General features: G+C 68.2%; 15 protein-coding genes and 1 pseudogene. 7 read left to right on the forward strand and 9 right to left on the reverse strand.

Translation table 11 applies throughout. The annotated features are described in order from the left end of the window. Positions 1-48 precede the first annotated feature (48 nt). The 5 genes from I4Q42_RS24935 to I4Q42_RS24955 form a co-directional block, all read right to left on the reverse strand. On the reverse strand, positions 49-606 hold the full coding sequence (locus I4Q42_RS24935) for a TetR/AcrR family transcriptional regulator (protein ID WP_198578806.1): 558 nt from the start codon (positions 604-606) through the stop codon (positions 49-51). Continuing rightward, a complete protein-coding gene (locus I4Q42_RS24940) occupies positions 603-950 on the reverse strand; it encodes a multidrug efflux SMR transporter (RefSeq protein WP_332873150.1) in 348 nt (115 codons plus the stop codon). Before I4Q42_RS24940 ends, I4Q42_RS24935 begins: the two co-directional genes overlap by 4 nt. A gap of 240 nt (positions 951-1,190) precedes the next feature. Then, positions 1,191-1,802 carry a TetR/AcrR family transcriptional regulator gene (locus I4Q42_RS24945; protein WP_198578807.1) on the reverse strand — a complete coding sequence of 204 codons (612 nt, stop codon included), beginning with the start codon at positions 1,800-1,802 and terminating at the stop codon, positions 1,191-1,193. Between the two features lie 119 nt (positions 1,803-1,921). After that, on the reverse strand, positions 1,922-4,852 hold the full coding sequence (locus I4Q42_RS24950; RefSeq protein WP_198578808.1) for a TonB-dependent receptor: 2,931 nt from the start codon (positions 4,850-4,852) through the stop codon (positions 1,922-1,924). A gap of 200 nt (positions 4,853-5,052) precedes the next feature. Continuing rightward, complete coding sequence (locus I4Q42_RS24955; protein ID WP_198578809.1) at positions 5,053-5,928, reverse strand: LysR family transcriptional regulator; 876 nt, start codon at positions 5,926-5,928, stop codon at positions 5,053-5,055. A gap of 107 nt (positions 5,929-6,035) precedes the next feature. Between I4Q42_RS24955 and I4Q42_RS24960 the strand changes: the two genes are divergently transcribed. Then, positions 6,036-7,106: an alkene reductase gene (locus I4Q42_RS24960; protein WP_198578810.1), complete on the forward strand. Its 1,071-nt coding sequence runs from the start codon at positions 6,036-6,038 to the stop codon at positions 7,104-7,106. Here the strand turns inward: I4Q42_RS24960 and I4Q42_RS24965 are convergent. After that, positions 7,103-8,014 carry a LysR family transcriptional regulator ArgP gene (locus tag I4Q42_RS24965; protein ID WP_198578811.1) on the reverse strand — a complete coding sequence of 304 codons (912 nt, stop codon included), beginning with the start codon at positions 8,012-8,014 and terminating at the stop codon, positions 7,103-7,105. The genes I4Q42_RS24960 and I4Q42_RS24965 overlap by 4 nt on opposite strands. A 68-nt stretch (positions 8,015-8,082) precedes the next feature. Here I4Q42_RS24965 and I4Q42_RS24970 point away from each other — a divergent pair, with 68 nt between their 5' ends. Then, entirely contained in the window at positions 8,083-8,709 is a 627-nt protein-coding gene (locus I4Q42_RS24970; RefSeq protein ID WP_198578812.1) for a LysE/ArgO family amino acid transporter, read from the forward strand. Between the two features lie 94 nt (positions 8,710-8,803). On the opposite strand, the gene I4Q42_RS24975 is transcribed toward I4Q42_RS24970, so the two are convergent. Further along, entirely contained in the window at positions 8,804-10,321 is a 1,518-nt protein-coding gene (locus I4Q42_RS24975) for a tryptophan halogenase family protein (protein ID WP_408611131.1), read from the reverse strand. Continuing rightward, entirely contained in the window at positions 10,321-11,853 is a 1,533-nt protein-coding gene (locus I4Q42_RS24980; RefSeq protein ID WP_198578814.1) for a tryptophan halogenase family protein, read from the reverse strand. The genes I4Q42_RS24975 and I4Q42_RS24980 overlap by 1 nt, the downstream gene beginning before the upstream one ends. Positions 11,854-12,161: 308 nt before the next feature. Between I4Q42_RS24980 and I4Q42_RS24985 the strand changes: the two genes are divergently transcribed. The 5 genes and pseudogenes from I4Q42_RS24985 to I4Q42_RS25005 all read left to right on the forward strand — a co-directional run bounded on the left by I4Q42_RS24985 (position 12,162) and on the right by I4Q42_RS25005 (position 18,832). Further along, positions 12,162-15,410: a TonB-dependent receptor gene (locus I4Q42_RS24985; protein ID WP_198578815.1), complete on the forward strand. Its 3,249-nt coding sequence runs from the start codon at positions 12,162-12,164 to the stop codon at positions 15,408-15,410. A 174-nt stretch (positions 15,411-15,584) separates the two neighbouring features. Further along, a complete protein-coding gene (locus I4Q42_RS24990) occupies positions 15,585-16,709 on the forward strand; it encodes an endo-1,4-beta-xylanase (protein ID WP_198578816.1) in 1,125 nt (374 codons plus the stop codon). Between the two features lie 11 nt (positions 16,710-16,720). Beyond that, on the forward strand, positions 16,721-17,464 hold the full coding sequence (locus tag I4Q42_RS24995) for a hypothetical protein (protein WP_198578817.1): 744 nt from the start codon (positions 16,721-16,723) through the stop codon (positions 17,462-17,464). Positions 17,465-17,476: 12 nt separating this feature from the next. Continuing rightward, a pseudogene (locus I4Q42_RS25000) lies at positions 17,477-18,055 on the forward strand (glucuronyl esterase domain-containing protein); the annotation flags it as partial. 273 nt (positions 18,056-18,328) lie between these two features. Further along, positions 18,329-18,832: an FKBP-type peptidyl-prolyl cis-trans isomerase gene (locus I4Q42_RS25005; RefSeq protein WP_198578819.1), complete on the forward strand. Its 504-nt coding sequence runs from the start codon at positions 18,329-18,331 to the stop codon at positions 18,830-18,832. A gap of 135 nt (positions 18,833-18,967) precedes the next feature. Here I4Q42_RS25005 and rutA read toward each other — a convergent pair whose 3' ends face one another. Then, on the reverse strand, positions 18,968-20,026 hold the full coding sequence (gene rutA, locus I4Q42_RS25010; RefSeq protein ID WP_198578820.1) for a pyrimidine utilization protein A: 1,059 nt from the start codon (positions 20,024-20,026) through the stop codon (positions 18,968-18,970). Between the last annotated feature and the right edge of the window lie 208 nt (positions 20,027-20,234).

Here is a 20,234-nt window from a genome sequence, read left to right on the forward strand (position 1 = left end):
CGGCCTCGGTCGCCAGCAGGGCCCAGTGGGTGCGGAAGAAGGTCATGATCAGTCCTCCCGGGTCATGGCGATGAGGCGGGCCTGCAGGGCTTCGGGCGCTTCGGTTCCCGGATCGCCGTCGTGCAGCACGCGGGCGAACCAGTAGCCGTCGGCGGCCAGGCGCACGACGTGCAGGCCCGGGTCGGCGTCGGTCTCGGCGTGGCGGACCAGGCGCGCGTCGATCCAGTCGCGCCAGCGGCGGCGCAGGGCCGGATCGGTGACCATCGAGATCGACAGGGCCTGGCCGCTGAGCGCCATGTCGCAGCACTCGAAGGTCGAGACCACATAGGCGCGGGTGAAGCAGCCTTCGCCGACGTCGTCGGCCATCAGCCGATCGAGCGCCTCATCCATCTGTTCGAGCATGAAGTCGAAGACAGCGTCGATCAGGGCCTGCTTGTTGGCGAAGTGATGGAAGAGGCCGCCCTTGGTGACGCCGGCCCGGTCGGCCACGGCCTGGACGGTGATCCCGCCCAGCCCCTGCTCCTCGGCCAGGGCGACGGCGGCCTCGAGCAGGGCGCGGCGCACCTGCTCGGGCTGCTTGGGTCGGTTGTAGGCGGTGACGTTCATCCGTGGGCCACGCTGCGCGAGAACAGCTGGGTGACCAGCACGCCCGAGACGATCAGGCCGATGCCGACCATGGCCGGGGCGTCCAGCGACTGGCGAAACAGCACCACCCCGATGATCGCCGTCAGCACGATCCCCACCCCGCCCCAGATGGCGTAGGCCACGCCCAGCGGCACGTGCTTCAGCGCCTGCGACAGGCAGAAGAAGGCGAGCGCGTAGAGCCCGGCCATGGCCAGGGTCGGGACCAGCTTGGTGAACTGCTCGGACTTCTGCAGGAAGGTGGTGCCGGCCACCTCGGCGGCGATGGCCGCGGCGAGCATGGCGTAGGCGGAAGCGGGGACGGACACGCGGGGACCTCGGGTGGTGAGGTGTGCAAGATACCGCGTGGTCGGTTTGTTTTCAACCGTGCAAATGATCCTTCTCCCCTTGCGGGAGAAGGTGGCGGCCGAAGGCCGTCGGATGAGGGGTCTCTCAGAACGTAAAGGCCACGCCCAGCCGATCGGCCGTTGCTGCGGACAGGTCTTTCGACCCCTCACCCTCCCACGCCTGCGGCGCGGGCCCCTCCCTCTCCCGCAAGGGGAGAGGGATCACAGCGACAGCAACCGCCGCACCACGAACTCCAGCATCTCCGGCGTCAGCGGGCGGCGGGTGGCCTGGTTGTTGAGAGCCAGGCCGCTGATGGTGTCGATGACCAGGTCGGCGTCGGTGTGGGCGGGGATCTCGCCGCGGGCGACGGCGCGTTCGACGACCTGGCGGTTGTAGGCCCGGCGGCGCAGGAAGTCGTCGCCATGGTCCTCGAACAGCTCGGGCCGCACGCGGCTCTCGGCGATCAGGAAGCTCATGCAGGGGCCGACGACGGGATCGTTGTAGAGGTCGATCATCGCCTGGCCCAGGGCCACCAGATCGCTGACGATGTCGCCGGTGTCGGGCAGCTCGGCGAAGTGGAAGGCCTCGTTGAAGGCCTCGCCCACCGCCTGCATCGGCGTGGCCCAGCGGCGATAGAAGGTGGCGCGCGGGGCGCCGGCCTTGTCGCAGATCTTCTCCAGGGTCAGGCCCGACATGCCGTGCTGGGCCAGCACTTCGAGAGCGGCGCGTTTGAGGCGCTTTTCCACCCCGGGATCGCGCGGCCGGCCGGGGCCTCGGCGCGGCGCGGGCGTGTCGGCGGGAGGGGCGGGCGGCGTGCCGGCGTCGAAATCCATGGGATTAACTTAAAGGGGTTTCGCGCTGAGCGGGCAAAAAAACGGCGCATCCTGGGGAGGATGCGCCGCCAAACCGCGTGGCGCTGGGAAGGTCGGCCACGCGAAGTGTTTTCCCGAGGTCAGAACTTCCCGCGGATGCCGACCATGATCTGGCGGCCCGGCTGGTAGTAGGTGTAGGCGGCGCTGTCCCACTGGAACGGGCTGCGCTGGGCCTCCTCGGTGATGTTGATGACGTCGAGGCTGACGCGCGGCTGGGTCGGCAGCTTGTCGAACTGGTAGCTGGCCGACAGGTCCCACTGGCCGCGGGCGTCGGTGTTGATGGTGGCGAACGAGATGCCGTTCTGGCCCGGGCTCGACGAGATCTGGGCGTCGTTCCACACATAGGACAGCCGCACCGTGGCCCCGTGGTTCTCATAGTAGCCGGTGACGTTGTAGGTCCACGGCGAGATGCCGACCGCCTGGGCCGGCGCGCCGTTGCCGCGCGCGTTCTGCTCGACATGGGTGGCGTTGGCAGTGAAGCCCGCGCCGTCCAGCAGGAAGTCCAGCGGCTGCAGCCAGGTGACCTCCTGGCCCAGGATGGTCAGCACGCCATCGGCGTTGATCTGCTGCTGCACGGTGACCGTCGCGGCGTTCGGGCCGCCGCGGTTGTTGATCGCCTGTTGCTGCAGGTTGGTCAGCTGGTCGAAGGGCACGCCCAGCTGGGTGAAGGGGATGGTGTTGGTGCCGTTGACGGTGAAGCCGGTCAGCTCCTTGCGGAACAGGGCCACGCCCACATAGCCGGCGCCGCCGGTGTACCACTCGCCGCCGATGTCGAAATTGTTGGAGGTGTAGGGCTGCAGGTTCGGATTGCCCTGGTTGGCCTGCTGGGCCGAGGGGTCCGAGAAGGTGGTGCCCGGCAGCATGGCGCTGGGGTTGGGACGGGTCACCGTGCGCGAGGCCGAGGCGCGAAGGATGAGGCTCTCGCGCAGGTTCCAGGCCAGGTTGAACGACGGCAGCAGGCCGTCATAGGTGGTGGTGCGCGACAGGAACGAGGTCACGCCGTTGACCGTCTGCGGCCCCTCGATGGTCTGCTCGGTCGAATAGTAGCGGGCGCCGACGTTGAAGCGCAGGTCGCGGTCGAGCACCTGGGTCGCGCCATTGGCCTCGACATAGGCGCCGGTGGTCTTCTCGCGGATCAGACCCGAGGCAGCCCCGGTGGCGGCCGAGGCCGAGAACGGGGCGCTGTCGAAGAAGGCCTGGTAGTTGGTGTCGGCGAAGAACCGGTCCTTGTCCAAGGTGATGAAGCCCAGCGGGCCTTGCTTGATGTAGCTGGCGAGGTTGGCCTGGGGGATGGCCGAGCCGGCGCGGCCGTCGCAGGCCGGGGTCGGCGAGGGCGCGGGGCTCTGCGGCGTCACCCCGCCGCCGCCGCAGGTGAAGGCCTGCCAGCGGCCGGAATTGTCGAGGGCGGTGATCCGCCGGCCGACGTCGTCATAGGCCAGGCCGACCTTGAAGTTGGTCCCCTTGTCGTCGCCCAGGGTCAGGTCGAAGTGGGCGCCCTTGGTCGAGGTGACGCGCTTCTCGGCCTGGACGTTGACGCGGCCGCCGGCCCACACCCAGCCTAGCGACGGGTCGTTGAGGTCCTTGTTGGCGGTGATCGACGGATAGTCGCCGCCATTGTTGGCGTAGGTGACGTTCAGCCCCGAGTTTAGCGGGGTGTTGAACAGCACCGTCGGCGCCTCGCGGAAGAAGACGCTGCGGCTGTAGTTGAGCTGGCCGTCCAGCTTGATCCAGTCGTTGGGCCGCCAGGTGAAGCCGGGGTTGAGGTTCAGGACCTCGACGTCCTCCTTGTAGGGCCGGTACTCGAGGAAGAACTGCGAGTTCAGGAACGTGCCTTCGGTGACCACGCCGTCGCCGTTCACCTTCACGCCGGTCGGGACCATGAAGTTGGAGTTGCGCACGACCCAGTTCATGTCGATGCGCTCGAACTCGCGGCTGCCCTTGGAATAGAGGGTGTCGAAATAGACGTTCAGCTGGTCGTTGGGCCGCCATTCGGCCGAGAGGACGTAGGAGTCGCGGTCGCGCTCGCCCGACGACCAGGAATCGCGGCCCAGGCGCGGCAATTGGGCGTCTGACAGCTGCTGCAGCGTTGTGCCCGGGTTCAGCGACGCCAGCAGGGCGTTGTCGATCGCTTGGCCGGGCGTCAGGCCGTTGGCGGTGACGCCGGCCGGCACGGTCGAGGCCCAGTTGAAGTTGTTGCCGCCGGTGACGTTGCAGCCGGTGCAGGTCATGTTGGCGTTCGACCAGCCGATGCTCTCGAAGCCGGTGGTGGTGCTCTTGACCCGGGCGATGGCCACGCCGGCCAGCAGGCCGACCTCGCCGATCGGGGTGTCCCAGGTCTTCGAGGCGATCAGCGAGCCGCGCGGGCTGATGTCGTCGGCCTGGTTGTTCTTGCCCGCTTGCAGCGAATAGATCAGCTGGCCGTTTCCGCTCTTGTAGTCGAAGGGCCGGGCGCTGCGCATGTTGACCACGCCGGCCACCCCGCCCTCGACCATGCCGGCCGTCGGGGTCTTGTGGACGTCGAGCCGGGTGAACAGCTCGGTCGGGAAGAGGTCGAGGTCGACCTCGCGGTTCTGGTTCTGGCTGTCGGTGCGGCCTGACGAGGCCACCGCGATCTGCGAGCCGTTCAGCAGGATCTTGGTGAAGTTGGTGCCCAGGCCCCGGATGGTGACGTTCAGGCCCTCGCCGTTGATCTCGCGGGTCAGCTGGACGCCCGGGATGCGGTTCAGGGACTCGGCGATGTTGAGGTCGGGGAACTTGCCGATGTCCTCGGCGAACACCGAGTCGGTGAAGGCGACGCTCTCGCGCTTGGCGTTGGTGGCGTCGGCCAGGCTCTTGCGGAAGCCGGTGACGACGATCTCCTCGACGGCGTCGGGCTGCACGGCCTGACCGGCGGGCGCAGTCTGGGACGCTGTGGTTTGGGCGAGGGCGGGCAGGGCGATCAGGGCGGTGGTCAGGCAACTGGCCCCGACAAGGGCCCGGCGGATTTCACGCGTGCGGTGGCTGGACGACATCGGCTTCTCTCCCCTGAGCGCCAAGGTCCGGCGCTTCGTGCTGCCTGCGCTTTGACCGCCGCCGTCCGCCGTTTCGCCGGCGATACGGTTGGTAGCGGTCACAGAAGTAAACGGCTACGAGGTAAGGCCTATTATGTCAAGGTGGTCATACCTTACAGGCTTGGAGAGGTCGGACCAAGCTTGAGCTTGGTCCGATGGCCCTATCGCTCGCGCAGCTGCTCGCGCAGGAACTCGATGAAGCGCTGGGTCTTGGCCGGCAGCAGGCGGGTCTCGGTGACGGCGTAGACGGCGGTGGGCTCGCCCTGCCAGGCCGGGAGAATGCGACGCAGCCGGCCTGAGGCCAGATCCTCGGCGACAATGGCCTCGGGCATCAGGGTCACGCCCATGCCCTGGAGGGCCAGCTGTCGGATCATGCCGACATTGTTGACTCGGAAGCGGCCGCCGACCGGTGTCTCGACCGTCCGCTCGCCGTCGCCCAGCGTCCAGGCGGTGATCCGGGGCATGACCAGGCACTCATGATCCGCTAGGTCCGAGGGCCGAGACGGCTCGCCATGAGCGTCCAGATAGGCCGGGGCGGCGTAGACCGACGGGCGCAGCCGGGCCAGCGGCCGGGCGATCATGTGCGAGGGCGGCTGCTCGCCGATGCGGATGGCCAGATCGAAAGGCTCGGCCACCAGGTCCACCCGGCGCGGCGTCAGGTCGAACTCGAAGCCGATGCCGGGATAGCGCCGCGCGAACTCGGCGATCAGCGGCGTCAGATAGATGGTGGCGAAATCGATCGGCAGGGAAACCCGCAGCAGGCCGGTCGGCTGTTCCAGCATCTCGCCCAACTGCTCATGCGCCAGCCGGGCCTCGTCGACGATGCGCTTGCAGCGCTCGAAATAGACCTGACCGGCTTCGGTCAGCTCGATCCGCCGGGTGGTGCGATTGAGCAGGCGCAGGCCGACGGCCTTTTCGAGGGCCGCGATCCGGCGCGACAGGGTGGAGTTGGGCACGCCGGTGACCTCGGCCGCGCCGCGAAAGCCGCGCGCTTTCACCACCTCGACGAACAGGGCCATGTCGTTCAGCAGCGCCACGCCAATTGCTCCATGAATGGATCAATGATTTCCATTCGGCCTGGTTTATACCGATCGAGCGCGGGCGCATCTCCCTTCCCGAACAATCACCCGAAGGGATCACCTCCATGAGCCGCCTGTTCAGCCCCGTTCGCCTGGGCCGCCTCGACCTCTCCAACCGCTTGGTCATGGCGCCCATGACCCGCTCGCGCGCCACGCCCGACGGCGTCCCGGGCGCCCTGGCCGCCGACTACTACGCCCAGCGCGCCGGCGTCGGCCTGATCGTCACCGAAGGGACCCAGCCCTCGGAGGACGGCCAGGGCTACCTGACCACGCCCGGGATCCACACCGACGCCCAGGTCGCCGGCTGGAAGGCCGTCACCGACGCCGTCCACGCCGAGGGCGGTTACCTCTTCATCCAGCTGATGCACGCCGGCCGCATGTCGCATCCCGACAACACGCCGCATCACCGCCAGGGCGTCGCGCCCTCGGCCATCGCGCCGAACGCCCCGATGTTCACCGCCACGGGACCCAAGGACATCCCGACGCCCCGCGCCCTTTCCACCGACGAGGTTGGCCGGACGGTCGCCGACTTCCGGGCCGCCGCCCGCCGCGCCATCGAGGCGGGCGCCGACGGCGTCGAGATCCACGGCGCCAACGCCTATCTGGTGCAGCAGTTCTTCGCGCCCAGCGCCAACACCCGCGCCGACCAATATGGCGGCCCGATCGAGAACCGCGCCCGCTTCGCCCTGGAGGTCGCCGCCGCCATCGCCGAGGAGATCGGCGCCGACCGCACCGCCATCCGCCTGTCGCCCGGCACGACCCTTTGGGGCATCGACGAGGGCGCGGAGGGGCCGGACCTCTATCGCCACCTGGTCGCCGAACTCGACAAGCTGGGCCTGGCCTATCTGCATGTCATGCACCAGGGCGACGAGGTCTTGCTGGCCGACATCCGCCGGCTGTGGAGCAGAACCCTGGTCCTCAATCGTCCCGGCCGTCCGCGCGAGGAGATCGGCGCCGACATCGCCTCGGGCCTGGCCGACCTGGAGGCCTACGGCCAGATGGTGCTGGCCAATCCCGACTTCGTCGCGCGACTGAAGGCCGGCGCGCCGATGGCGGAGGCCGATCGCATGACCTTCTTCGGCGGCGACGCACGCGGCTATACCGACTATCCGGCCCTGGCGGTCGAGCCGGCCTAGGGCTTGGGGCTCTCCGCCGCCTCCAGCACCTCGGCCGCGGTGGTCCGCACCGCCTGGGTCAGGCGGTCGAGGAGACGGGCGGAGAGCCGCGTGCGCTGCCAGTAGAGGGTGACGGCCAGAGGTCGGCGCGGCGGCAGCTCCACCAGGCGGCCGACGGCCAGGTACGGCGCGGCCAGCGGGCGCGGCGTCATCGCCCAGCCCAGGCCCGCCAGGGTCATGTCCAGCATGCCTTGCGTCGAGGGCGTCCAGTGGGTGGGCGGAGCCAGCGGCGTGTTCCAGGCGTCCCGCGCCCAGCGGGCCTGCAGGCCGTCGCGGCGGTCGAAGCGCAGCATCGGCGCGGTTTGCAGGCTGGCCGCATCGACGCCGCCGGCGAAGAACCGGTCCATGAAGTCCGGCGTGGCCACGGCCAGGTAGGGGATGGCGCCCAACGGATAGGTCTTGCAGCCGGCGACCGGGGTAGGATCGGCGGTGACCGCCGCCAGCACCTCGCCCGAGCGCAGCCGGTCGGCGGTGTGGGCCTCGTCCTCGAGCACCAGGTCGAGCATGGCCCCCGTCTCGGCCGCGAACCGGGCGGCCGCCTTGGGAAACCAGGTGCTGACGCTGTCGGCGTTGACCGCCACCCTTATGGTGGACGGGCCAACGGCAGGACCGGCCAGGCCCGGCAGGTCGGCGACGACCTCGCCCTCCAGCAGCCGCACCTGCTCGACATGGGCGCACAGCTTGGCGCCGATCTCGGTGGGGCGGCACGGAACGCCGCGGGTCAGAAGGATGGCGCCCAGCCGCTCCTCCAGGCCCTTCACCCGCTGCGACACCGCCGACGGCGTGACGCCCAAGGCGGCGGCCGCTTTCTCGAAACTGCCCTCGCGCGCGACGGCGGCGAGGGCCGCCAGGGACGGATAGTCGAGCATTAGGTCGCCTAAATTCGGATAAGAAGACTTAGTTAGGCTACATCTCTGATCGGCGGCATCAAGCGGCCATGACCAGCACCTTCCTCCCCGCCTTCACCAAGGGCTTCGCCCTGTCCGCCGGCCTGATCGTGGCCATCGGCGCGCAGAACATGTTCGTGCTGCGCCAGGGGCTGAAGCGCGAGCATGTCTGGCCGATCGTGCTGTTCTGCGCGGCCGCCGACGCCACGCTGATCGTCGCCGGGGTCCGCGGCCTGGGCGGGGTGCTGGCCCTGGTTCCGGGCCTGTCGCTGGTGCTGGGCCTGGGCGGCGCGGCCTTCCTGGCCTGGTACGGGATCTCGGCCCTGCGGCGGGCGGCGCGGCCGTCGGTGCTGGTGGTCGAGCAGCAGGCGGGCCTGACCCTGGGCGCGGCCCTGGCGGGCAGCGCGGCCTTCACCTTCCTCAACCCCCACGTCTATATCGACACGGTGATGCTGATGGGCGCGGTGGGCGCCAGCCTGCCGGCGATCGAGCGGCCGCTGTTCATGGCCGGGGCGGCCCTGGCCAGCCTGGTCTGGTTCTCGTCGCTCGGCTTCGGCGCGCGCTTCCTGGCCCCGCTGTTCGCGCGGCCGGCCGCCTGGCGCGCGCTGGACCTTGGCATTGGCCTGACGATGCTGGCCCTGGCCGCCAGCCTCGCGCATGGGGCGCGGGCGGGGTAGGGGGCGTCCTTCGACAAGCTCAGGATGAGGTTTTCAGCGGCCCGACAATTGGTCCTCACCCTGAGCCTGTCGAAGGGCGAGGACCACGCAACGCCTAAGCCGCCGCCTGCGCCCGCGCCACCCGATCGGCCACGAAGCTCATGTGATCGGGCATGGTCTGCGCCGAGCGGGCGATGACCGCGCGGATCTCCTTCATGCGGGCGCGCAGCAGGTCCTCGCTCATCACGTCGGCCATCGGGTCCCAGCCGCGCGGCTTGAGGCCCTGGCCGATCATCACCGCGAACCACGAGGTGTCGTTGAACAGCTCCTCGTTCTCGCGGAAGATCCGGCCGTGGCTCTCGAAGACGGCGATCTTGTCGGCCAGGTAGTCGGGGATCGGCATCTCGCGCAGATAGTCCCAATAGGGCGTGTCCGAGCGCTCGGTGGCCTTGTAGTGCAGCACGAGGAAGTCGCGGATCTTCTCGTACTCGAAGGTCATCACCCGGTTGTAGCGGTCGATGTCGGGCTGCTGGAACCGGCGGTCGGGGAACAGTGCCAAGAGGCGCGAGATTCCCACCTGGATCAGGTGGATGCTCTGGCTTTCCAGCGGCTCCATGAAGCCGGCGGCCAGGCCGATGGCGACGACGTTCTTGTCCCAGCTCTTCTTGCGGCGGCCGGCCTTGAACTTCAGCGTCCAGGGATCGGCCAGGGCCTCGCCGTCGAGATGCGAGAGCAGGTAGGCTGTGGCCTCGTCCTCGCTGATGTGTGCGCTGGAGAAGGCGTAGCCGTTGCCGATGCGGTGCTGCAGCGGGATGCGCCACTGCCAGCCGGCGGGGCGGGCGGTGGCGCGGGTGACCGGGTCGGTCGAGCCGCCCGAGGCGCAAGGGACCGCCACGGCGCGGTCGTTGGGCAGCCAGTGAGACCAGTCCTCGAAGCCGCTCTTCAGGGTCTGCTCGATCAGCAGGCCTCGGAAGCCCGAGCAGTCGATGAACAGGTCGCCCTCGACGACCGTCCCGTTCTCCAGGGTCACCGACTCGACGAAGCCGTCGGTTCCGCGCTGGGCGACGTCGACGATCTTGCCCTCGATGCGGCGCACCTGGCGGGCTTCGGCGTAGTCGCGCAGGAAGCGGGCATAGAGGCCGGCGTCGAAGTGGAAGGCGTAGGCGATGTCGCCCAGCGGCGAGTTGGTCTGGCCGGTCGGGCGCTGGAACTTGGCCTGAGCCGCGGCCAGGGCCTGCAGGGAGTATTCGCCCAGGTCCGCGGCCTCGCCCATGGCCAGGTAGCGCAGCCAGTAGGCGTGAAACGACACCCCCTCCATGTCGACGCCGTAGGGGCCGAACGGGTGGTGGTAGGTGTGGCCGATCTGCTTCCAGTCGCGGAACTCGATGGCCAGCTTGTAGGTGGCCTTGGTGCGGCGCAGGAACTCGTCCTCGTCCAGGCCCAGCATGCGGTTGAAGATGTTGATCTGGGGGATGGTCGACTCGCCGACCCCGACCGTGCCGATGGCCTCGCTCTCGATGACGGTAACCTTGGTGACGCCGTCCTTGAGGAAGCGCCCCAGGGCGGCGGCGGTCATCCAGCCGGCCGTGCCGCCGCCGACGATGACGACGTTGCGGATCCGGTCATTCGTCATCATGCGGGGACTCCTGAAGTCGAAGAGGGGGCAGCAGCGCCGCAATAACGGGCGACGAACTCGGCGTGGCTGGGCATGGCCTCGGCCGTGCGGGCGATCAGGGTGGACAGTCCCGCCAGGCGCTGGCGGATCTGGTCTTCGGGCAGGCTGTCGACCAGCGGGTCCCACTCTTCGGGGATGATCCCCTGGCCCAGCAGCACGGCGGTCCAGTTGGTTTCGTGGAACAGGTCGTAGTTGGACGGGAACCAGCGGCCGCGCTGGGCGAACAGCTCCATGCGCCGGGCCAGGCTGTCGGGCACGGTCATCGACGACAGGTAGCGCCAGTAGTCGGTGTCGTCGCGCTGGGTCGCCTTGAAGTGCAGGATCACGAAGTCGCGGATGTGGTCGACCTGGGCGGCGGTTAGGCGGTTGTATTCGTCGGTCTCCAGCGGATCAACGCCGTTGCCGGGGAACAGGGCCAAGAGCTTGGTGATCCCGGCCTGGATCATGTGGATGCTGGTGCTTTCCAGCGGCTCGATGAAGCCGGCCGACAGGCCGATGGCGCAGACGTTCCTGTCCCAGGCCCGCTCGCGGCGGCCGGGGGTGAAGCGCAGGAAGTTGGGGTCCTCGGTCGGGCGGCCGTCGAGATTGGCCAGCAGGGTGTCGAGCGCCCGGTCGTCGTCGATGTGGTGGCTGGAATAGACGTAGCCGGCGCCGATGCGGTGCTGCAGCGGGATCCGCCACTGCCAGCCGGCCTCGCGGGCGGTGGCGCGGGTGAAGGGGGTCAGGCCGTCGCCGCCCAACTCGCACGGAATGGCCACGGCGCGGTTGTTGGGCAGCCAGCGGCTCCAGTCCTGATAGGGCACGCCCAGGGCCTGGCCGATCAGCAGGCCGCGGAAGCCCGAGCAGTCGACGAAGAAGTCGCCCTCGATGCGGCGGCCGTCCTCCAGCACCACGGCCTCGACGAAGCCGGTCTCGCCATGCTGGGCGACGCTGGCGATGCGGCCCTCGATGCGGGTGACGCCGCGCGGCTCGGCGAAGCCGCGCAGGAAGCGGGCGTAGAGGCCGGCGTCGAAGTGATAGGCGTACTTCAGGCTCGACATCACCTTGGCCGGATCGGGATCGGGCAGGGCGAAACGCCAGCGCCGGGCGGCGGCTTCGGTCAGGTTGAAGTCGCCGATCGGGCCGACCTGGTCGGCGAACTTGCGCCAGACCTGGTGGAATTTGATTCCCTCGACGTCGAGGCCGAAGGTCCCGAACGGGTGGTGATAGGTCTCGCCGATCGCGCCCCAGTCGACGAACTCGATGCCCAGCTTGAAGCTGGCCTTGGTGGCCCGCATGAAGGCCCGCTCGTCCAGGCCCAGCATGGCGTTGAAGGTCAGGATCGGCGGCACGGTGGCCTCGCCGACGCCGACCGTGCCGATGGCCTCGGACTCCACCAGGGTGATCTTCAGGCCTTGCGGCGCAAGGGTCTTGGCCAGGGCGGCGGCGGTCATCCAGCCGGCCGTGCCGCCGCCGACGATGACCACGGACTTCAACCGTTGGTCTGACATGATGTGCTGTCTCCGCCCCGAAGATCTTATGTCTGAACGGCCTTGGGCGGCCGTTTCAAGTGTGTTGCAAATTGACTGCGCTGTCCGCTTTTGTCACGTTTCCTTCTCGGGAAAAGCGTCGCCAGCGGCTGGGTGACGGATAAAAGATAATAAAAACAATCATGTGTCGCCGATCTGGTTCAGATTGCGGGGTTATTTCAACACCCTTGACGTCTCCGACCTTTGCCATATCATCAGACCAATAATGGTCTCGACATATGACCAATGGTAGCGCTACCGAGCTACCGGGACTGGGGAGGAAGACAAGAATGAGCTCCGTAAACGGAGCGTCCGCGACGCGTGGGCGCGAGAAACTGTGCGACAATCTCAAATTCGGCCTGAAGTGCGGGGCGTCGGCCCTGGCGCTGAGCCTGGTGTTCGGGGCCTCGGCCTTGGCCCAGACGGCTTCGACGACCGCTACGAAGACGACCGAGGACACGGTCGACGAGGTCGTCGTCACCAGCATTCGCCAGAGCCTCAAGAGCAGCCAGCAACTGAAGCAGTCGTCCGAGATCATCGGCGACTCGATCACCGCCGAAGACATCGGGGCCCTGCCGGACCGCTCGGTGACCGAGGCGCTGCAGCGCGTGCCGGGCGTGTCGATCAACCGCTTCGCCGCCGGCGTCGACCCTGACCACTTCTCGGTCGAGGGCTCGGGCGTCGTGGTTCGCGGCCTGAACTTCGTGCGTTCGGAGCTGAACGGCCGCGACACCTTCACCGCCAACAACGGCCGGATCCTCAGCTTCGCCGACGTGCCGTCGGAGCTGATGGGTGGCGTCGACGTGTTCAAGAGCCCCTCGGCCGACCTGATCGAGGGCGGCATCTCGGGCACGGTGAACCTGCGCACGCGCCTGCCGTTCGATAGCAACAAGCGCATCCTGTCGCTGTCGGCCGAAGCCAGCTACGGCGACATGGTCGAGAAGTGGAAGCCGACCTACTCGTTCCTCTACAGTGACCGTTTCGACACCAAGATCGGCGAGGTCGGCATCCTGGCCAGCTTCGTGAACTCGGAACTGGCCAGCCGCAGCGACGCCATCCAGGTGTCGAACTTCGGCTGCCGCACCAACCTGGGCGTCTCCAGCGCCGACTGCGGCAATGGTACGAAGGGCGTGTGGTTCCCGCGCGGCGCCGCCTTCCGCTCGACCACCAACGAGCGCGAGCGCCAGGGCCAGGCCGGCGCCGTCCAGTGGAAGAGCAACGACGGCACGATGCAGGCCGCGTTCCAGTACCTGCGCTCGAAGTCGACGACCAAGTGGACCGAGCACGCCATCGAGATCGCCACCGACAACGTGGCCGGCAACGGCGACTCGCGTCCGGCGGCCGGCACCACCTTCACCTTCGACGAGGACGGCGTCTTCACCAACGGGGTGATCACCGGCACCACCGGCTGGCGCGCCGACCAGAACGGCTCGGACCCGCGAACGCCGATCAACGGCCTGCAATCGAACAACGTGCGCCGCGACGAGAAGACGACCAACACCACCACCGACTACGGCTTCAATTTCAAGTGGACGCCGAACGAGCACTGGGGCGTGCTGTTCGACGCCCAGCACGTGGACTCCAAGGTCGATGCGATCAGCATGGGCCTGTGGGGGTCGTCGTTCCAGAACGCCGCCATCACCCTGAACGGCAACGACACGCCGGACGTCACCTTCACCGCGCCGTCCAACAGCGCCACCTTGGCCACCTGCACGACCTACAGCGCCAACTGTCCGTCCTACGCGCAAGGCTCGCACGCCAACCTCGCCGACCCGTACAACAGCTTCTGGCGGTCGGCGATGGACCACATCGAGCAGTCGGAAGGCACGGAAGACGCGGTCAAGATCGACGTCGAATACAAGTTCGACAACGACACTTGGCTGGACTCGATCAAGGGCGGCGTCCGCTGGTCGGAGCGCGACCAGACCACCCGCTTCTCAGCCTATAACTGGGGCGTGGTCAGCGAGATCTGGGGCAGCGGCGGCCCGGTGTGGATGGATGACGCCATCAATGGCAATCCGAACACGGCCGGAGGGGCCAACAGCACGGCCCTGATCGAGCAGTTCGTCTTCAAGAACTTCATGCGCGGCGATGTCGCTTCCCCGACCGGGGCGGACGGCCGGATGTTCTATGCGCAGAACCTGATCGACAACTACGACGCCGTCTCGCAGTTCGCCCTGTCGGTGGGCGACGAGTGGCGCGCTCGCCTGTCGAACGGCTGTCCGCAAAACTGGGTGCCTCTGGCGCAGCGTTGCGGCGTCACCGCCGGTACGCCGTTCCGTCCGGGCGAGGTCAATCCGGTCAACGAAGTGACCAAGTCGGCCTATCTGATGGCGCGCTTCAAGGGCGAGACCGGTGACTACAAGATCAGCGGCAACATCGGCCTGCGCTATACCAAGACCGACCGCGAGGCGTCCGGCTACTTGGCGTTCCCGACCCTGAGCAGCCTGGCCTCCGACCAGGACTGCACCGACGCCTACAACGCCTGGCTGGCGCGTCCGCAACCTAAGGACCCGTTCATCGCCTCGTCGTTCTGTTCGTTGACGCCGCAGGTGCGGGCGGCGGCGCGGGCCTGGGGCAACGGCGCCCTGACGCCCAGCACCGTCAACACCTCGTTCGACTACTGGCTGCCGAGCTTCAACCTGAAGGTCATGGCGCCGCACGGTCTGCAGTATCGCCTGGGCCTGTCCAAGACGATCACGCCGCCCGACATCGGCCTGACCCGCAACTATTACAACCTGACGCTCAACACCAACAACGACGGCATCACCAACGGCGCCCCCACGGGCAACGTGCCGGTCGGCAATCCCTATCTCAAGCCGACCCAGTCGACCAACCTCGACGCCTCGGTGGAATGGTACTTCGCACCGGTCGGCTCGCTGACCTTCGCGGCCTTCTACAAGGAGCTGACCGACGTCGCGACCAACACCACCGAGCGCCGGCCGTTCACCAACAACGGCGCGACCTTCGACGTGCTGGTGACCACGCCGGGCAACTCGGACAAGACGGCGAAGGTCAAGGGCTTCGAGATCGGCTACCAGCAGTTCTACGACTTCCTGCCCAAGCCGCTGGACGGGTTCGGCATCAACGCCAACTACAGCTACATCGAGAGCAACGGCGTGCCGCAAAGCACCCTGTCTGCCACCGATCCCGACGTCGCCGCCGGCCGCGTCTCGACGGTCGACACCAGCCTGCTGCCGCTGCAGGGCCTCTCCAAGCACAACGTCAACTTCGCGGCGATCTACGAGAAGGGGCCGATCTCGGCGCGCCTGGCCTACAACTGGCGCTCGGACTTCCTGCTCACCGTCCGCGACGTGATCATCCCCTACGCTCCGATCATGAACGAGGCGACGGGGCAGCTGGATGGCTCATTCTTCTACACCGTCAATCCGAAGGTGAAGGTCGGGGTGCAGGCGGTGAACCTGCTCAACGAAACGACCCGGACGACCCAGATCCTCAACAACGACCTGCTGAAGACCGGGCGGTCGTGGTTCGTGAACGACCGGCGCTACACCTTCGTGGTGCGCGCCAGCTTCTAGTGAGCGTGACGGGCGCGCGGCGGTTTCTGTCGCGCGCCTCCCTTTCCTGCTGACTTTGTCCGCGCATCGTCCCCCTGAGCCCGTCAGGTCTCCTGACGGGCTCAGATTTTTAGGAGTTCGGAGCGCGCCAAGGCGCGCTCCGGCGGTGCGCGGTTTTCTTTGAGCGAGACCCGTATGATCGATCGTCGCGCGCTACTGGGCGTCGCAGCCGCCGCGCTAGCCTCGCCGGCCATGGCCGCTGAGAGGCCCTCGCTAAAGGCGCTGGCCGCCAAGAAGGGGCTGATCTTCGGCAGCGCCGTCGGGGCCGGGCCGCCCGGGTCCCTGACCGGTTCGTTCGAGGACGCCCGCTATCGTGAGCTCCTGGCCCGCGAATGCGGCGTGCTGGTGCCTGAGAACGAGCTGAAGTGGTACGTGCTGCGGCCGGCCGAGCAGGCCTTCGCCTTCGAGCGCGCCGACCGCGTCGCCGCCTTCGCCCGCGAGCACGACATCGCCCTGCGTGGCCACACCCTGCTGTGGCATCACCCGCAGTGGTTTCCCGGCTGGCTGAAGGGCTACGATTTCGGCAACAAGCCGGCCGCCAAGGTCGAGGCCATGCTGGCCGAGCACATCGACCGCGTCTGCGCCCGCTATCCGCAGATCTATTCCTGGGACGTGGTCAACGAGACCGTCGATCCCGCCGACGGCGCCCTGCGCCGCACGGTCTTCTCCGACGCCATGGGCGGGGTCGAGCCGGTGCTCGATCTGTCGTTCCGCCTGGCCCGCAAGGCCGCCCCCAAGGCCCGCCTTGTCTACAACGACTATATGAGCTGGGAGGCCGGCAACGAGAAGCATCGCTACGGCGTGCTGAAGCTGCTGGAGGGCTTCAAGAAGCGCGACGTGCCGGTCGACGCCCTGGGGATCCAGAGCCATATCGGGGCCGAGAACGCCGACAGCTTCACCGGCTTTGGCCGGCCACAGGAGAAGGACTGGCGGACCTTCGTCGATGCGGTGACGGGCCTGGGCTACGACCTGGCGCTGACCGAGTTCGACGTCCACGACAAGGGCCTGCCGGTCGACTTCGCCGCCCGCGACGCGGCCGTGGCCGCCTACGGCAAGGCCTATCTCGACCTGATGCTCGACTACCGCCAGACCAAGGAGCTGCTGGCCTGGGGCCTGGTCGACAAATATTCGTGGCTGCAGAACCAGTGGCTGCGCCAGGACAAGGCCCCCAAGCGCCCGACGCTCTATGACGACGCCTATCAGGCGAAGCCGCTGCGCGAAGCGGTGGCGGCGGCCCTGGCCGCGGCGCCGGCGCGGTAGGTGAGGGCGCGGTGCGGCGGCGCGATCTGCTGACGGGGGCGGCCGCGATCCTGGCTAGTCTTGGGGCGAGCGGCGGGCCGGCCGCCGGCCGGGTCGCGGTCCTGACTGGCGAGCAGGCCCATCGCCGGATGCTCGACAAGCTGGGGATCAAGGCCCTGCGGCCCGGCGTCGACGGCATGAACCCGGACGCCGCCAACCCCGTGAACTACGACGAGGTCAGGGCTGGTCCGTTCAGCCTGCTGCCCGATCCCCTGGCCCTGCCGGACGGGACGCCCGTTCGCGATGCGGCGACCTGGTGGAAGGTGCGCCGCCCAGAGATCGTCGAGGCCTTCGCCCGCGAGATCCACGGCCGGGTCCCGCGCGGCCTGCCGGCCCCGGTTTGGCGGACGGTGAAGGCGGAACGGGTTACGCGCGGCGGCGTCGCGGTGGTCGAGCGACGTCTGGCCGGCGACGTCACGGCCTATGGACGCACCGTGACCATCGACCTGCTAGTCGGCGCGCCCGAAGGCGCGGTGAAAGCGCCGGCGGTGGTCGAGCTGGGCTTTCCTGATGGGCCGCCGTGGCTGCGCGGGCGGCCGCTTCCACCCGGACCCGACTGGCGCGACGCGGCGATCGCGCGTGGATGGGCCTATGCGATCTATGCTCCGACCAGCGTGCAACCGGACGATCCGGGCAAGCTGCAGGACGGGATCATCGGCCTGGCCCATCGCGGCCGGCCGCGCGATCCGGACGACTGGGGCGCGCTGCGGGCCTGAGCCTGGGGCGTCTCGCGGGTGCTGGACCTGTTCGAGACCGACACCGTAATCGACGCCCGTCGTGTCGCGGTGGCCGGCATGTCGCGTTACGGCAAGGCGGCCCTGCTGGCCATGGCCTACGAGCCGCGGCTGGCGGCCGGCTACATCGCCTCGTCCGGCGAGGGCGGGGCCAAGCTGCATCGGCGGCGACGCGGCGAGCAGGTCGAGAACCTGGCGGCCGTGGGCGAGCATCACTGGATGGCGGGAAACTTCCTGCGCTACGCCGGGCCGCTGACCGCCGACGACCTGCCGGTGGACGCCCACAGCCTGATGGCCCTGGCCGCGCCGCGGCCGCTGTTCATCGGCACGGGCGCGGATGCGAGCGACGGCTGGGTGGATGCGCGGGGGATGTTCATGGCCGCGGCGGCGGCCTCGCCGGTCTGGCGGCTGCTGGGCGGGCAGGGGCTGGACCGCGAGGTCTTTCCAGCGCCGCTGACCCTGACCGGCGGTGACGATCTCGTCTTCCGCCAGCACGCCGAGGGGCATACGCCCGGGCCGAACTGGCCCTATGTCATGGACTTCGTCGCGCGCGCCTTCAGGCGGGCGGGGTGAGGCGCGGGCCCCATTGCAGGAACGCGGCGAGGGCGATCGAGGCGATCACCACCCAAGCGATGAAGAGCGCGAACATTGGGTGACGCTGCCACCAATGCGCTCCGCTCAATGCGCCGCCAGAAGACCTGGCCATGACGTTTCCTTCCCGACGAGCGAAGAGATTAAATCTTTCTTCGGCTCTAGATGATGCAAGCTTTGGAAGTTAAGTGTGCGCTTGTTCATCCGAATGTCTATTCTGACATTTCGTCGCACTAATAACATGAGTCGTCGAATATGCGCAGCACTCTCATCGCTCTCGGGTTGCTCTTGGCCGCCGGTCCGGCCCTGGCCCAGACCGCGCCGGCCCCCGCGCCGGACGTGACGGTCAATGTCGCCGCCAACAACCTGGTCAAGGCCAACGCCTGGATGGCGGCCAACGCCAAGCAGCCGGGCGTGATCAGCCTGCCGTCGGGCCTGCAGTACAAGGTGACGACCTCGGGAGCCAAGGACGCGCCCTCGCCGAAGGCCGGCGACATCATCAAGGTCCACTACGAAGGCAAGCTGACCGACGGCGTCGTGTTCGACAGCTCGTTCGAGCGCGGCCGGGCGATGATCGCCCCGCTCGACGGCCTGGTGCCGGCCTGGCAGGAAGCCATCCCGCTGATGAAGGTCGGCGACGAGTGGGCCCTGTTCGTGCCGCCGGCCCTCGGCTACGGCGAGCGCGAAGCCGGCCCGATCCCCGCCAACAGCGTGATGATCTTCCGGGTGAAGCTCATCGACATGATGTCGGCGGACTAGGACCGCCTGCGGCGGCCCCCTCAGTCGCTCCGCGACAGCTCCCCCAGAGGGGGAGCATCTGGCTCGACGTTTCCAGATCCTCCCCCTCTGGGGGAGGTGGCCCGGAGGGCCGGAGGGGGTCCTCCGGCCCTCTGATCACTTCCGGCTCTTCATCAGCGGCTGAATCTTCGTGCCGAAGTCGTCCATGCCCTGGATGAAGTCGTCGAAGGTCAGCAGCACGCCGCCGGTGCCGGGCACCTCGGCGACTTCGTCGAGCATGCGCGCGATGCTTTCATAGCTGCCCACCAGCGTGCCCATGTTGAGGTTCACGGCCGATTCCGGCGCGGCCAGCTGGGCGGTGTTGGTGGTCGAGCCGGCGGCGGCGTTGGGGGCGGCCTGGTTGGTCAGCCAGGCCAGGGCCTCCTGGTCGGCGCCGTCACGGTATTTCTGCCACTTGGCCAGGGCCTTCTCGTCGGTCTCGTCGGCGATGACCATGAACAGGATGAACGAGGCGACGTCGCGGCCGGTCTTGGCGGCGGCCGCTTCCAGCCGCTTGTTGACCGAGGCGAAGGCGGTGGGGGTGTTGGTCCCCTTGCCCAGGGCGAAGCTGTAGTCGGCGTATTGCGCCGTGAAGGCCAGGCCCTCGTCCGACGAGCCGGCGCAGATCAGCTTGGTGTCCTGCGGGTGCGGGCTGACCCGGCAGTCGTCCATGGTGAAGTACTTGCCCTTGAAGTCGGACACGCCGGTGTCCAGCAGGTCCTTCAGCACGGTCGCGTATTCGGCCAGGTAGTTGTAGCGGTCGGTATAGTGGCCCTCGCCCGGCCACAGGCCCATCTGGCTGTACTCGGCCTTCTGCCAGCCGGTGACCAGGTTGATGCCGAAGCGGCCCGGCGCAATGGAGTCGATGGTCGAGGCCATGCGCGCGACGATGGCCGGCGGGATGGTCAGGGTGGCGACGGTGGCGAAGATCTTGATCTTCTGGGTCACGGCCGCCAGGCCCGCCATCAGGGTGAAGCTCTCGAGATTGTGCTCCCAGAACTGGGTCTTGCCGCCGAAGCCGCGCAGCTTGATCATCGAGAGCGCGAAGTCGAGACCGTAGTCCTCGGCCTTCTGGACGATGGTCTTGTTGAGATCGAAGCTCGGCATGTACTGCGGCGAGGTCTCGGAGATGAGCCAGCCGTTGTTGCCGATGGGAATGAAGACGCCGACCTGCATGGTGTTAGTGCCCCTTTGAAGAGTGTTGTGGTCTGGCCAGGAAGGTGCTCCCCCTCTGGGGGAGCTGTCGGCTAAGCCGACTGAGGGGGTAAGCGCCGCGCCGGGGGGGGGCCGGCCCCCGCGGCGCGCCCCCCCCCCCCCCCGGCGGGGGTGTGGGGGGTGAACGACACCCACAACACACCCACACACCAACCCCCACCCGCGCGAC

The sequence above is a fragment of the Caulobacter hibisci genome, from assembly GCF_016135805.1.
Classification (GTDB): domain Bacteria; phylum Pseudomonadota; class Alphaproteobacteria; order Caulobacterales; family Caulobacteraceae; genus Caulobacter; species Caulobacter hibisci.

Excerpts from the sequence above, each read along its gene's own strand:
- I4Q42_RS24965 (WP_198578811.1), bottom strand. The coding sequence starts at position 8,014 with ATGCTCGACTATCCGTCCCTGGCGGCCCTCGCCGCCGTCGCGCGCGAG.
- I4Q42_RS24945 (WP_198578807.1), bottom strand. The coding sequence starts at position 1,802 with ATGGATTTCGACGCCGGCACGCCGCCCGCCCCTCCCGCCGACACGCCC.
- I4Q42_RS24980 (WP_198578814.1), bottom strand. The coding sequence starts at position 11,853 with ATGTCAGACCAACGGTTGAAGTCCGTGGTCATCGTCGGCGGCGGCACG.
- I4Q42_RS25005 (WP_198578819.1), top strand. The coding sequence starts at position 18,329 with ATGCGCAGCACTCTCATCGCTCTCGGGTTGCTCTTGGCCGCCGGTCCG.
- rutA (WP_198578820.1), bottom strand. The coding sequence starts at position 20,026 with ATGCAGGTCGGCGTCTTCATTCCCATCGGCAACAACGGCTGGCTCATC.
- I4Q42_RS24935 (WP_198578806.1), bottom strand. The coding sequence starts at position 606 with ATGAACGTCACCGCCTACAACCGACCCAAGCAGCCCGAGCAGGTGCGC.
- I4Q42_RS24975 (WP_408611131.1), bottom strand. The coding sequence starts at position 10,321 with ATGACGAATGACCGGATCCGCAACGTCGTCATCGTCGGCGGCGGCACG.
- I4Q42_RS24990 (WP_198578816.1), top strand. The coding sequence starts at position 15,585 with ATGATCGATCGTCGCGCGCTACTGGGCGTCGCAGCCGCCGCGCTAGCC.
- I4Q42_RS24970 (WP_198578812.1), top strand. The coding sequence starts at position 8,083 with ATGACCAGCACCTTCCTCCCCGCCTTCACCAAGGGCTTCGCCCTGTCC.
- I4Q42_RS24960 (WP_198578810.1), top strand. The coding sequence starts at position 6,036 with ATGAGCCGCCTGTTCAGCCCCGTTCGCCTGGGCCGCCTCGACCTCTCC.
- I4Q42_RS24950 (WP_198578808.1), bottom strand. The coding sequence starts at position 4,852 with ATGTCGTCCAGCCACCGCACGCGTGAAATCCGCCGGGCCCTTGTCGGG.
- I4Q42_RS24985 (WP_198578815.1), top strand. The coding sequence starts at position 12,162 with ATGAGCTCCGTAAACGGAGCGTCCGCGACGCGTGGGCGCGAGAAACTG.